Genomic DNA, 13,010 nt, shown 5'->3' with positions numbered 1-13,010 from the left:
CCGTGAAGTCGTCTGAAGTGTCAGGGGTGACCTTTGGCCGCGAAAGCATTGAATTTCTGAATAAAAATCCCATATTAGACAAGCAATATGGAGAACAGAAAATCATGCAGGTAGTAGCGAGAGAGAAACCGGAAAACAGACACGTGCGCGCCGACAGGATTTCACGTGAATATATCACAGCAGAACGTCAAGTGCGTGAGAAGAAGACAGCAAGGCTGCGTGAAATGCGCTTGAAGATGGAACGAATGGCTGCGTGATCAGTCAACAGCTACGGAGCGCTGTCTTTACCAGCCTCGACTGAGATCAGCACGATTGTGAATTAAGGCGGTCCACCATGAAGGTAGGCCGCCTTCAGTTTTTTGTGCTTAGGGAGTTGAGCAAACCCTGACTGGAAGGTTGGGAGGGGTGGATAGGCCGAGCCTTACCAATCGGCGGATTGGTTCCTTGCGTGACGACCGCCTACCCTCTCGAAAACAGCGAGGGGGTGCCCGATGTCAACGGATTACAGAGATCGCTACCAGACGATTGCCGATTACGCGAACCAGGCGGTCGAACGCAAATTTCCCTGGTGGAAGGCCGGAAAGGTCGACGGTGAACAAATTCGTCACGCGCACGACGAGGCTAAAGAATTCATTCTTGCGCAAGGTGGCAACCCGGATCGGAGTTCGCATTTCGATGACTGCAAAGTCAAAATGTACCCGCCCGAATATGGCGGGAAGGTCTACCTCGAGTTGTCGGTTCCGGGTCGGGGTGCGGTTTCCGTACGCGGCAGCGCGCAGTCAAATTTGGTTCCCGGCACGGAGCAGCGGCTTCAAAAAGAACTGAATCCCATGGACCGCAAATGGTTGACGGTCGAGATCGGCGAGAACCTGAAGCGGGGGCAGGAACTGAAGGGCGAAAGATGCCAACCTCAGTCCACGTGGACCCGCATCGATCTTGAAATCCATCGGCGAGAGAGCTTCGAGGCTGCCAAGGCCCAGGCGGTCGAAGAACGGAAGGCGCAGACAGCCCGTCCGGGACCACCCGCATTTCTGTTCTCGAGGCAGCCCGAACGCGAAGTCATGAAGTGATGTTATGGCGTCGCTCGTTGGTATAGCACCCAAACTATCGAAACTGATCCCCCTGCTGGCATCCGATCAGCCCGGCGAAGTCGTCAGTGCCGCGGCCGCGATCTCCAGAACCTTGCAGTCGGCAGGATGCGATTTCCACGATCTCGTGAAAGCCATCGGATCAAATCCGCCGGCGGCGCAGGGGAAAATGGATTTCGCTGATTGCGATGACGAGGAACGTGATCTCGATACCTGCTCTGCCATGGCCGAGTTCTGCTGTCGATATCCGGATGCCATGAACGAGAGAGAGGCGTCGTTCGTTCGGCAGATGAGGGCCAAGTTGGTGCTCGGAGGTGGCTACAGCATCAGTCCGAAGCAGAAGGCCTGGCTGGAAATCATCTATGGCAAGCTGAGCCGCCGGCGGCGCTAGACAGCAGGAACGATATCAAAATAGAGCGTGAATGCACCCTCCCCCGGTCGGTGGAATGCCCTGGAAAAATGTGCACGGATGCCATTGAAATCGGCGGGTTCAGAACGTCTGATCCGCATCATTTCCTGAGGCGTGAGCGTGACAACAGTAGAGGCGACGATATCTTCGCCCGTTCCCAAAAGGTCATTGACCCATTCAATCAGCGCGGGGCCAAGGACGATATATACGAGTGAACCGAGAACAGCCAGCGCAGGACCTACGACGGGGACTTGTGCAAGTCCATCAACGGCACCTTCGGCTGCTTTATCGACTGCCTTCTCAACGATCTTCTCATATTCATCGGGGTCTCCGGTATCGTGCTCTAGCGCCGTGACCGAAAAAGCGAGACCGATTGGCGGGCCGCTGTAGATTTCAATTGTCTCAAGCCGTATTTCACCTTCATCGACGTCATCATAGATATGTGTTCGTTTTTTATTTTTCATTTCGAGATCGGTTGGAAGAATTCCGAAAATATAATACGGCTCGTCGGCCAAGGAGAATTCAGCAGACTCCCTCACGCAGCGAAAGCCGAGATATCTCACAGCCACAGGTCGGTTCATCTCGCGGACGTATTGCAGCAGGTAACCTGATGACGGCCTATCGGCTTCCGATGCAGGCACCAAGGGTGCCTGCACGATAATATCGAGCGTGTGATATTGCGGGGATTCCTGCACCCCCTCAACGATAATTTGAACTTGTGCCGGGCCGATTTCGAAGAAATGCTTGGTCACAAGCACCTTTAGGGACGTCGTCACGCTACCTGCTGTCGGCACCACGAAGCGAGATTTTATGGCGTCGGCAGGGCTTGAAACGGACAGCGTGATCTCGGTGTCGAGCGAACCCGGCAGCGACACGACGAGACCGATCTCCCCCCATTGTTCCTGATGCAAAACGACCGGGTTCTCGGCCGCTGTGATGGATACCTTGCCGACCATAAACCGGATCGGGATTTCAACAGGCTCGTCGCCGAGGCCTTCGATATGAAGACTTGCCGTACGCATACCGGGGGTTACCCCACCGCGGGCGATCACGTGGCCTTGCACGTGTTGATTCGGCAGCACGGGGAGCGGCTCTCCCGCTTTGGCACGGCCAGTCTCCACCCACTGGACGGCATGGGCTCCTCCAGGGTGCACATCACCTCCTGGATGGTGATCTTCGTAGTCGTAGGCTGAGTCGTGGCGCGGCGGCTCATCCGACGGCACCATTTTGGAGGCGACAAAATCCTCGATTTCAAAGACCGCACCGTCGCCGACTATCGAGACGACCAGCGTGGACGGTGAGAAAATTTTGACGACAAAATCCTGTCTGGCATCTTGGCCAAGGTCTGCATGCATGCGGATCAATGGGGGCAAAACGGAAGCGTCCGGCATTGCTGCCTCCTGGGTATGCCCAGCCGCCGAACGAAAAAGACTGCCCGCAGACGAGGCCAAAATCAACCCGCGCGGGGCGGCGGCCCGCGACTCCGGTTCGGTTAGCGCCAAACGGATGAATGGGACTACCTAATTTGGTCGAGGGTAGATGGACCGCAGGGACTGGAAGACTTTTGATTTCCCTTTGCCAGCAGAGCACGGCTGTAACGAAAGCGTGCCCCGTGTTGAGGAGACGTTCGAACGGATCACAGTGACCGAACCCAATCGATAAACATCTTAATGGGCTTCTCGTTGCCTCGTCTGGCTAAATGCGTGAGGTACCATCCGCCTGGCTGCATGACGTCTGTTTCAATGGGGATAACGAGATTTCCGCTGCGAAGATCGGCATCAACTAAAAATTTGGGCACTACCACGATTCCTTGCCCGTTTATTGCTGCTTCGATCGCCAACAAATTACTGTCAAACAGAGGCGACGATTTCTGCGTTAACGTGGTGAGGCCAATGCTTTCGGCCCATATCGATGCGTCTTCGTCTGTACCCGACACAGCCAGAATTGGGATATTCCTGAGGTCTTCGGGACGTTTGACAGTGTCGGCAATTGCTTTCGAGCAAACTGCTACAAGGTGCTCTCGCCGCAAGAGTGTGTACGTTACGTTTGGTCGGTCGGGCGTACGCGTATAGATGAACCCGACATCAGCGCGATCAGGGATGAATTCCCAATCCAGAAGGCTTGCATCGAGGCTGACGGCAACTTTAGGCGCAACTTCCTTGAAATGTGGGAGCTTTGGAATGAGCCAGCGCACGGCGACGGTGACGTAGACCTGTACGGTCAAGGCTCCTTCGGTTGGCACCTCGCGAATGAGGTCAGTTGTAATCGCTATGCGATCCAAGGATTCCTGCACAACCGGGTAATAAATTCTCCCCTTCTGGTTGAGTTCTACCCGGCCCGGGAGTCTGCGAAAAAGAGCCGTGCCCAAATAGCGCTCCAATGACGCAATTTGGTGGCTGACAGCCGATTGGCTCAGGTTCAACTCCTTTGCCGCGTCCTTGAAACTGAGCAGACGGGCAGCCGCCTCGAATACTCTCAAAGCTGTCAACGGTGGGAGTGCTCGATGGATCATATGTGCATCGCAACATGAAATTTATTCAAGTGAGCGTAACTTCTTATCGTTTGCAACAGCAAGTGAATTTTTGCTTCGTGTTCAAAACCAATAATGGTGGGGAAACATGATGAAACGTAGTTGGTTGAAAGCCTCAACTCTCGCTCTCGCTGCATGTACATACCTGTTTCCGTCAACCCTCGCTTTTGCGGGAGAAAACTGTGTTCGCGTTCTCGGCTATGAGTCCGACGGCGTAAAGCAGACGATGGACCCAGCTGGCCTGATCGGTACAGACAGTGTCTATCACATAAGAGCGGTCTATGAGCCGCTCGTCGACCGCAGTAACTCCATGAAACCCATTCCTGTCCTTGCAGAGTCATGGGAATCGAACGCTGACGCGACAGAATGGACATTCCACCTCCGGAAAGGCGTTAAATTCCATGACGGCTCGGATTTCGATGCCTCCGATGTCGTTTATTCGTATCGAAGGCTCCTGGATCCGGCGATTTCACCCGGGGGCTTTTCAACACTTGCCTTCCTGGACGCCGATGGAATCACCGCCGTTGACGATCATACTGTGCGGTTCAAGGTGAAGGAGCCTGTCGTCGAACTGCCAATGCTGATCGCCACGAAATATGCGCTAATGGTTCCCGATGGCGCAAAGAGCTCGGAATTATTGGTCAAGGGTGACGGCACGGGCCCGTTTATGCAGGAAAAATTTACAGTAAACGGCCCGGTGCGCGTTATGCGGCGCAACCCAAACTACTGGCGTCCCGGGCTTCCAAAGGCGGAATGTCTTGAAATAACAACTAGCCTTGAACCGACTTCGCGTCTTTCAGCTCTGTTGTCGGGTACCGTCGACCTGTCTCTTACCGTTGACCCGGCAAGCCTGATTACCTTGAAGGACAATCCGGCCGTCGACCTCGTCTCAACACCTGGAGCGACCTCTCTGTACATGGCGGTCTGGACCGATACCCCACCGTTCGATGACGTTAGGGTGCGCGAAGCATTGAAACTTGTCATGGATCGTCAGATGATCTTGGACACCGTCTTGTTGGGATATGGGGAAATTGGCGGTGATACGCCAATACCGCTCAGTTCGCCGCTGGGTCTAGGTACGGCCCCGATGGCTGCTGACACCGAGCGCGCGAAATCCCTGCTGGCGGAGGCAGGCCATCCCGACGGAATAAGCATTGATCTGTATACCTCGGATTCTTATCCTGGGATGCTGCTTCTGGCCCAGGTTTACGCACAGATGGCGGCCCCTGCGGGTATCAAAGTCAATGTTATCACGTCTCCTGCGGAAGGGTACTGGGACACTGTGTGGCTCAAGAAGCCAGCCGTCATCTCTTACACCGCCGCCCGTCCGCCCGCCGAGGCCCTTACGCTTTCGCTTAACAGCAAATCTGAATGGAATGAAACGCACTGGAAGCGGGCCGATTTCGATCAGCTTGTTGTAAAGGCAGGCCAGACGCTGAACGAGCAGGAGCGCAATGAATTGTACCGCGATGCACAGCGCATCGTTGCGGAAGAAGGAGGCATGATCTTGCCCGTTTTTACGTCCGTCGTGGCAGGTTTGCGTAAGGGATGCTCGGGCTACGAGCCTAACGTCGATGTGAACCGTATCGACTATTCGCAACTGCATTGCGATCAATAGCCCGTAGAGTTTCCCCGAACTATATCGCAACGAATCCATCGGTGCCAACTGGCACCGATACGAGGCTATTTGCATGACCCTCTCGCTTCTCTCCACATTTCTTGGCTGTTTCGCCGATGAATTGGATCGACAAGATATGGAAGTCGTAAGAGCACCAGCAAATCGCCTGCGTACCCTAAAAAATGACTTATCGAATATTAATAAAGTGCCGAAGGCACGTGTACCCGTTCAGTCGATTTGTGAAGAGGAGCTGCGGTCTTATAACTCGCCATTGGCAAAATCTCTTGCTGACCTTTTACTTGAAATCCACGTTACCCGGAGCGAGGCCTATTTGGCAGCTCCACCAAGCCCGGATTTCGGCGATAACTATGGGTATGGAATTATTTGCGGCCCGAACAAAGAGCCGCCTCCTTTAATTGCCGACACGGGGATCGCTTTTGGCTTGATGCTTCTTGGACCAGGAACACACTACCCGCTTCATCATCACCCAGCAGACGAGATTTATTACACAGTTACGGGGCCTTCGTCCTGGCAAGCAGGAAATGCTCCTTGGTCTTCACGGAGCGCGGGAGAAATCATTCATCATCCCTCGTGGGTTCCACATGCGACACTATCGGGCGACAGGCCGCTCGTACTCTTATACATCTGGCAGGGTGACCTTCTAACCGATGCAGTTTTTGTTCCCCCTTTTAAGGGGCTGGTCACGGCCGTGTCAGGAGTTGGGTCGAGATGAGGATATTCCGATTTGTCATCACCAGGATCTCCCTCTCTGTCCTTACGCTGCTGCTTGTATCGCTTCTGATTTTTCTGATACTCGAGGCACTCCCAGGTGATGTAGCAACGCGTATCCTCGGGCGTGACGCCACCGAAAAGGCGCTCGAGATTCTTCGCTCCCAACTTCAACTCGACCAGCCAGCTCTGCTCAGATATCTCCATTGGCTTCGTGACTTGTTGCACGGCGATCTGGGTGTTTCGCTCGCAACGGGGCGTCCGATCGTTGACGTCCTTGGCCCTCGCATCGTGAATACGCTACTTTTGTCGCTGTTTGCCTTTGCGATTTATCTTGTTTTGGCGATCGTTCCCGCAATCATCCAGGCCACCCATCGGGGTAGTGTGATCGACAATGCGATCTCGGTAGTGACGTTGTTGCTGTTATCGCTCCCGGATTTCCTGCTCGCGACCATCCTGCTTTTTGTCTTCGCTGTTGCTATTCCAATCCTGCCTGCCCTGGCTACGGTTTCTGACACGAGTGGTTGGCAAGAACATCTCCGCGCTATGGTTCTTCCGGCCGTCACCCTTGCGATTATTATGGCGGTCTATGCAATTCGCATCTTACGAGACAGCCTGATTGAGGTTTTGCGGTCGGACTATGTACGCTTGGCGGAGCTAAAAGGGCTGAGGCCTTCTGCAGTGCTTTGGCGACACGCATTGCCGAACGCGATTGTTCCGGCACTGAACGTTACCGCCCTCAACCTCGGGTTCCTTATCGGAGGCGTCGTGATTGTAGAACGCGTGTTCTCTTATCCAGGCTTTGGCACGCTTCTGATTGATGCGCTGCAATTACGCGACGTTACCCTGATCAAGGCAACGGTCATGATCAGTGCGGCGGTTTACATCGCGGCCAACCTCGTAGTGGATATCGCTGCGATCTTGCTTCAACCCCGATTGAGGGCTGGATCATGAGTCTTGCCAAGTCATCAGCCCGTAAATGGGTGCCTTCTCCTCGTGTCCAATTTGGGTGGTGGCGGGCCATGCCCGGTGCATTCAAAACGGGATCGATCATCCTCGCTGCTCATGCACTGTTCGCACTCATCGGGATATTCTGGACCCCCTATGGCTTTGCTCAAATGGCGACCGGTATTCCGCTCTCAGGAATGTCGTGGCAGCATCCAATGGGCATCGACCAAATCGGGAGGGATGTCCTGAGCCGCTGCATGTATGGGGCCCACATCGTTTTGCTGCTTGCATTCGCGGGCACCGTCCTGGGGATGGTCGCCGGGACGGTTCTAGGTCTCCTGTCCGGATACCTCGGCGGTTGGTTCGATGAAATCGTCCAGCGTCTTGTCGAGGCCATGATCAGCATTCCATTTCTCGCTCTGGCGCTCGTGTTGATCATCGCAGCCGGGCCTGCTCTTGCCGGGCAGCCCCTGCTCATTGCCATTGTGGTTGCCTTTGTCTACGCCCCGCGGACCGCCAGAATCGCACGGGCTGCGGCGATGGAAGTCGCTACCAGGGAGTATGTCGCAGCTGCCCAGTTGCGGGGTGAGGGCATCTGGTCGATCGTATTGCGTGAGATCCTCCCCAATACGGCAAACGTACTTCTTGTCGAGTTTTCATTGCGCCTAAGCTATGCGCCCGTGCTTATCGGTGCGCTAGGGTTTCTGGGTTTCGGCATCCGGCCCCCCACCCCTGAATGGGGTCTGATGATCAGTGAGAACCGCAATTTGCTGATCGCCTCTCCTGTAACCGTTTTTGGACCGGGCCTCTGTTTGGCGTCGTTGGTCATCGGGTTCAATCTCTTTACCGATGGATTATCGCGTGCGCTGGGCGAACGTCCTGTCATCGGGGCTTGAAGAATGACGAAGTTCATCGAAATTCGTGACCTAAGTATAGCGTACCCAGGAAAAGGGGGGTGGGTCGACGTCGTTGAGAACGTATCCTTTGACATTAATCGAGGAGAGACATTTGGACTGGTGGGAGAATCCGGCTGCGGGAAGTCCACCATAGCCTATCGCCTCCTTGCCTATGGTGCCTCGACCAGTCGTGTAAGGACCGGTCAGGTACTGTTTGAGGGTACTGATCTTCTCAAGCTTGATTCCCGATCACTGAGAGGCATGCGCGGTAACCGTATAGCGCTTGTTCCACAAAACCCGACGACGTCATTGAGCCCGGGTATGCGCGCTGGGTCGCAAATTCGAGAGATGATCAAACGGCACCGGGCGCTTCCAAGCGGCTTGTCGATGGACAAACGGATCTCCGAACTCTTCGCGATGGTTGGACTGCCCGATGTCAGCCGTCGCTACCCTCACGAATTGTCGGGTGGCCAGCAGCAGCGGGTGACGATTGCAATGGCCGTTGCTTGCAACCCGGATTTACTCGTTCTTGATGAGCCGACTACTGGCTTGGACGTCACGACTCAACGCCAGATCATTCAACTGCTGTCGGATTTGAGAAATAGTATCGGGATGGCAATGCTTTACGTCACCCATGATCTCGCCCTGCTTGCGCAGATCGCCGATCGCGTAGGTGTGATGTATGCCGGTCAGATTGTGGAAGTTGCCGATTGTTCAACTTTGTTATCGCGACCCACTCACCCCTATTCTCGCGGGTTGATAGCATCAATTCCGACTATCGAGCTAGGCGAAGCAGGATTCCATGGGTTGCGCGGTGTACTCCGTAGCGATCAAATTTCAGTAGGGTGTAAATTCGAACCCCGTTGCGATTTCGCAGGCCCGGAATGTCGCTCGACACCACAGGCACTTGTGTCCATTGCAGACAAGCATTCCGTAGCCTGTATGCGGTGGACCGATATCTCTATTACGGCGACGGCTCCACTCAAAACTTCAGAGGTTCACAGTCTGCGCGGGCATTCTCCGCCCTCATTGTTATCGGTATCGAATCTGGCATTGTCCTATGCTAGGCCCAGTAGGCTGCGAAAACTGTTCGGTAGGGCACAGACAATTGTCGCGCGTGACATCAACCTTGAGATTCCTTCTGGCGAGGTCCTCGCGTTGGTCGGAGAATCCGGCAGCGGGAAATCAACTATTGCCCGCGCAATCAGTGGACGGCTTTCGCCTATGTCGGGCAGCCTTAGCTTGGGCGAAAATTTGCTGGAGCCAACTCTTGGCCGCCGGACGAGTCAGCAGCTGAGAGAAATCCAGTATATATTCCAAAACCCCGATGCATCGCTCAATCCACGACATCGAATCCGGAGAATACTCCAACGGCCTCTGGATCATTTTGGGGTCGAACGGGACCTCAAGGCCATCGAGATTGCATTGGAAAATGTGGGGCTTCATGCTGGCTATCTGGATCGTTTCCCTGATCAGCTGTCCGGCGGCGAGCGGCAAAGAATAGCAATTTGTCGTGCTCTGTTGGTAAACCCAAAACTGTTGATCTGCGACGAGATCCTTTCTGCCCTCGATGTGTCCGTTCAGGCAAAAATCGTTGAACTTCTCTCCTCACTGAAGAAATTGCACTCGATCGCAATGCTGTTTATTTCTCACGATCTCGCTGTGGTCAGGCAGTTGGCTGATAGCGTTGCCGTTCTTTACCATGGAGAGATAATGCAAGCGGCAAAAACGGACGCGCTATTTAACTCACAATTACATCCATATACTGAAATGCTTCTTCGAGCTGCCCCTAGTCTCGGAAGGGACCATTACGTTCCGAAGTTGCCCTCTATGCCGAACTCGCGATCCAAAGCGAATGTGGGTTGTCCTCTGGCTGGCCGCTGTCCTCACCAAATTGGAGCCATCTGCGCAGAGGTGTCGCCACCCCTGCAGGATACGGCCACTGGGTTCATCCGCTGCCATATTCCGGTCGCCCAGTTACCAGTCGGATCGGCCGTTGAACCGCCAATGGACGGACAGCATGTCAGCGATCGCGGAATTCCAGTCGGTCTGAATTGACACCCAAGTTGCTGAGACCTCTTCCGGGGCCGCATTCGCTTTCACCGTCTCGGCGACAATTGACTCCGCGCGGCCGTCGCCAAGTTCCAGGCCGCTGACAATCTTGAGATCATTAAAGCGCGACTCTTGGAAGTCTTCCCGAACGCATCTGGGTCGCAACGGCGATTACGCCCTTGGGAGGCGGGGGAACCAGCATACCAAATGGCTGCCTGAAGCTCGGAAAAGGAAATTGAAGACAGCATGCCTCTGGACCATGGCAACGGCGGCGTTCGTCACGCCGTCTGCGGACGCTCGGAAATTCCTTGAAGTAGCGGCTCGGATTCTTCGTTTCTCGGCTTCCGCTGAAAGCTAAGCCCTTCCGGCACATGAACGGTGGATGTCGGGACAGCCAGTTCGGCTCCATGCTCGTGAACGATGCCGGCAATTTTCAGCAGGATGTCTTCCTTGATCGACATGTACTCGTTGTAGTCCGTGCCCGTGGTGAAAGCGTAGAGGAACAGCTTCAGAGCGTATTCGCCGTAGGAATCCATCTGAAATACGAAGAAGTCGTGTTGGAGACCGGGGTGCTCCGAGAGCATCTTGTTGGTAGCGGCAACGATGATGCCCACTTTGTCGATATCCCGGTAGCGGATGTGAACGTATTCCTCGATGCGTCGAGCAGTCATGCGTGAATGGTTGATCAGGACCGCGGTGTTGAAGAGTGCGTTGGGTACATAAAACGGCCTTCGGTCGAAACCCATGACGCGCGTCGCTCGCCATCCGATATTCTGGACCTCGCCCATGACTTCGGTGCCCGGCATGATGATCCATTCTCCGACTTTGAAGGGGCGACTGGCATAAATGGTCAGGCCGCCGAAGAGATTGGCCACGAGACCTTGGGCAGCGAAACCGATTGCGATGCCGCCAATTCCGCCGAAAGCGAGGATGCCCGAGATGGAAAAGCCAAGGGTCTGCATACCAACCAGGATTGCCGTAATGATGATTGCGGCCCGTACCAGCTTGCCGATTGCGTCAGCGGCCGTCGGATCGATTTCCTGGCCCTTGGCGCGTGAACTCTCCTGAAGGCCGATCTCGATCCGCGCTACGGCCTGCAAGAGGAACCAGACGACGACCACAATGACGGCGACATCGCGGGTTGGGGCAAAGACTCCCGAGAGGAGGCTGAAGCTGCCGTTACGGGTGAGGAAGCCAACCGCCAGGGTGAGGCCGATGATCCAGACGACACCGTGAACGGGAGAATTCAGGGATTTCAGAACGGCGGTTCGCCAAATATTGTGTGTGGCTTCGGCGCGACGAATGAATGATCCGAGCACCTGCTTTATGATTCGATTGAGTATCAGCACGCCGAGAATGATCAGAAAGGCGAAAGCTATATTTGTCCAAAGGACATAATGAACCGAGAACCATGCCTGTACGTCTGTAAAATTCATATCGTGGTCATCTCGTTGCCAGTTTTCCTACGTGGCATGACTGGAACATCGAATCGCGAGGGTCAAGGTTGGCTGACGGATTAGGTCAAATAATGGATATCAGGAAGTTTGTGAGCTTCTCGTGCTCGCCGATCATGCCTGGCATGGCCGGGGCACGACTTCACGCTGTCGTATCTGCTGGGCAGCATACGCCAGCACGAAACAGATTCCGATGCACCAGGCAGCCATCCATACCATCTGTGTAGGCAACGTTATGCCCACATCGATCAGCACTCCGGTAACGCCCGGACCGACGGCACTTGCCAGGACCATAGCCGAAACAGTGATTGCCCGGATGCCGCCGAGATTTGCGACGCCGTAGACCTCCGGCCAAAGAGCACCCAAAAGGGTGGACGTGAATCCATTGCTGACCCCGACGAGGAGCATGAAAACGTAGAGCCCCCAAATCGGCGTGATCAGCCCGACGGCTAGGGATGCGACGGCAAGAGGCAGGAGGAAAAAGGGCAACAACCTGAGAGCGCCGAACCGGTCGACGAGATAGCCGCACACGAATCCGAAAACGATCGTGGTCACCGACATCACCGCAAAGGAAGTGGCAAAGGCCAAGGGGTCGTAACCGCGGAGTTCGATTAGATACCCCTGGTGGAAAAAGATGACAGTGACAATGAATGCGGGCGCGAGTGTGCCAACGAGCAGCAGATACAGAATGGGATCCCGTACCACCTCGCCACGCGTCCAGTCGCGTGCCGTGCGCAGCGTCGCGACGTTGGCGTCCTTGGATTGTGGCTCGCGTTCCACCCGCATCAGCCCCATGATCGCGGGCAGGCCGACAAACAGAACTGCGGCCGCTGAAATATACCAGCCCATGCGCCAGTTACCCGTCGTCCCGACGATCAGCACAACGATGGCGGGCAGTATGGCGGAACCGACCTGTTGCCCGGGTGCGATCAGGGCCATCGCGCGACCGCGGTTGGCAACGAACCAGCGGCCGATCTCGGTGAAGGCTATTTCCGTCATCATGCCTTGGCCGAAGAGACGCAACAAATAAAGTGCGAGCGTCAGGACGAGGACATTGGGAGCAAGCGCTAACAAGACACAGGCAAGTGCGAGCCCCGGCATGGTGAAGCGGACCACTTTCCAGCCGGGCATCAGATCGAGCGTCCGTCCGAGCCACGGCAGGGTTGCGGCACTAGCGAGGGTGGCAAGCATGTAGATGCCGCCGAATGCACCGCCGGACAGGTGAAATGTTTCACGCAATTCGTTGCCCGACAGGCCGATGAAAAACGTCTGCCCGAAAGACGAAA

12 protein-coding genes are annotated in these 13,010 nt (G+C 55.2%); 8 read left to right on the top strand and 4 right to left on the bottom strand.

Annotated elements, in window-relative coordinates:
- The first annotated feature begins 2 nt into the window (after nt 1-2).
- The 3 genes from ACX3P1_RS13175 to ACX3P1_RS13165 all read left to right on the top strand — a co-directional run bounded on the left by ACX3P1_RS13175 (nt 3) and on the right by ACX3P1_RS13165 (nt 1,479).
- A complete protein-coding gene (locus ACX3P1_RS13175; RefSeq protein WP_459080033.1) occupies nt 3-257 on the top strand; it encodes a hypothetical protein in 255 nt (84 codons plus the stop codon).
- Between the two features lie 234 nt (nt 258-491).
- Nucleotides 492-1,070, top strand: a complete 579-nt coding sequence (locus tag ACX3P1_RS13170; protein ID WP_459080032.1) for a hypothetical protein — start codon at nt 492-494, stop codon at nt 1,068-1,070.
- A 4-nt stretch (nt 1,071-1,074) separates the two neighbouring features.
- Nucleotides 1,075-1,479, top strand: coding sequence for a hypothetical protein (locus ACX3P1_RS13165; protein ID WP_459080031.1), 405 nt, complete (start codon nt 1,075-1,077; stop codon nt 1,477-1,479).
- On the opposite strand, the gene ACX3P1_RS13160 is transcribed toward ACX3P1_RS13165, so the two are convergent.
- Together ACX3P1_RS13160 and ACX3P1_RS13155 are read right to left on the bottom strand one after the other, a co-directional pair.
- On the bottom strand, nt 1,476-2,888 hold the full coding sequence (locus tag ACX3P1_RS13160) for a hypothetical protein (protein ID WP_459080030.1): 1,413 nt from the start codon (nt 2,886-2,888) through the stop codon (nt 1,476-1,478). The two genes, ACX3P1_RS13165 and ACX3P1_RS13160, sit on opposite strands and share 4 nt — an antisense overlap.
- Nucleotides 2,889-3,133: 245 nt before the next feature.
- On the bottom strand, nt 3,134-4,009 hold the full coding sequence (locus tag ACX3P1_RS13155) for a LysR substrate-binding domain-containing protein (RefSeq protein ID WP_459080029.1): 876 nt from the start codon (nt 4,007-4,009) through the stop codon (nt 3,134-3,136).
- 106 nt (nt 4,010-4,115) lie between these two features.
- Between ACX3P1_RS13155 and ACX3P1_RS13150 the strand changes: the two genes are divergently transcribed.
- The 5 genes from ACX3P1_RS13150 to ACX3P1_RS13130 all read left to right on the top strand — a co-directional run bounded on the left by ACX3P1_RS13150 (nt 4,116) and on the right by ACX3P1_RS13130 (nt 10,276).
- Nucleotides 4,116-5,645 (top strand): ABC transporter substrate-binding protein, encoded by a 1,530-nt coding sequence (locus tag ACX3P1_RS13150; protein ID WP_459080028.1) that lies wholly within the window; start codon nt 4,116-4,118, stop codon nt 5,643-5,645.
- A 73-nt stretch (nt 5,646-5,718) separates the two neighbouring features.
- On the top strand, nt 5,719-6,378 hold the full coding sequence (locus tag ACX3P1_RS13145) for a dimethylsulfonioproprionate lyase family protein (RefSeq protein WP_459080027.1): 660 nt from the start codon (nt 5,719-5,721) through the stop codon (nt 6,376-6,378).
- Nucleotides 6,375-7,328 carry an ABC transporter permease gene (locus ACX3P1_RS13140; protein WP_459080026.1) on the top strand — a complete coding sequence of 318 codons (954 nt, stop codon included), beginning with the start codon at nt 6,375-6,377 and terminating at the stop codon, nt 7,326-7,328. The genes ACX3P1_RS13145 and ACX3P1_RS13140 overlap by 4 nt, the downstream gene beginning before the upstream one ends.
- Before the next feature lie 68 nt (nt 7,329-7,396).
- The gene (locus tag ACX3P1_RS13135; RefSeq protein WP_459080025.1) at nt 7,397-8,218 is read left to right on the top strand and encodes an ABC transporter permease; all 822 of its coding nucleotides are present in this window, start codon (nt 7,397-7,399) and stop codon (nt 8,216-8,218) included.
- 3 nt (nt 8,219-8,221) lie between these two features.
- Nucleotides 8,222-10,276: an ABC transporter ATP-binding protein gene (locus tag ACX3P1_RS13130; RefSeq protein WP_459080024.1), complete on the top strand. Its 2,055-nt coding sequence runs from the start codon at nt 8,222-8,224 to the stop codon at nt 10,274-10,276.
- A 272-nt stretch (nt 10,277-10,548) separates the two neighbouring features.
- Here the strand turns inward: ACX3P1_RS13130 and ACX3P1_RS13125 are convergent, their stop codons facing one another.
- On the bottom strand, nt 10,549-11,706 hold the full coding sequence (locus tag ACX3P1_RS13125; protein WP_459080023.1) for a mechanosensitive ion channel family protein: 1,158 nt from the start codon (nt 11,704-11,706) through the stop codon (nt 10,549-10,551).
- A 132-nt stretch (nt 11,707-11,838) separates the two neighbouring features.
- Nucleotides 11,839-13,010, bottom strand: a 1,172-nt coding sequence (locus ACX3P1_RS13120) for an MFS transporter (protein WP_459080022.1), incomplete at its 5' end; no start/stop codon positions are given.

The sequence above is a fragment of the Mesorhizobium sp. A623 genome (assembly GCF_054489405.1).
The sequence above is the reverse complement of the archived record's forward strand: the minus strand, read 5'-3'. Positions and strand labels throughout refer to the sequence as shown.